Genomic DNA, 335 nt, shown 5'->3' on the forward strand with positions numbered 1-335 from the left:
GCACCACCAAGCGGCAGCGCCATGTCGTCGTCGAGAATCCGGGTGATGCGGGCAAAGCCGACAAAGGCTTTTCTCGCCTCTTCGGCCGACATGGTGCCCGACATCGCCGCCGAGCAGCATTTCAGGGCACACTGGTAGACTGGGCCGCGCCTTCCCGTTGGCCACTTCCGCAGGAACACCATCGCTTCGGAGACGCTGTCGACTTCCTCCAAAGGGTATCCCTGCCCACGCGCGATACGCACTGGGGTAAAGAAATGCAAGCGATCCATCGTTATCCTCCCGGTCGGCTGCAAGCAGCCGAACTGCATTAAACGCACGTTCGGCGGTTTGGTTCC

The 335-nt window shown here is 61.2% G+C and carries 1 protein-coding gene; it reads right to left on the reverse strand.

Translation table 11 applies throughout. The features are described 5' to 3' along the window. A partial coding sequence (locus tag EN808_RS35495; RefSeq protein WP_135918243.1) for a DUF982 domain-containing protein occupies positions 1–269 on the reverse strand: 269 nt, incomplete at its 3' end. Positions 270–335 lie beyond the last annotated feature (66 nt).

It is taken from the genome of Mesorhizobium sp. M8A.F.Ca.ET.165.01.1.1 (assembly GCF_004792065.1).
GTDB lineage: Bacteria > Pseudomonadota > Alphaproteobacteria > Rhizobiales > Rhizobiaceae > Mesorhizobium.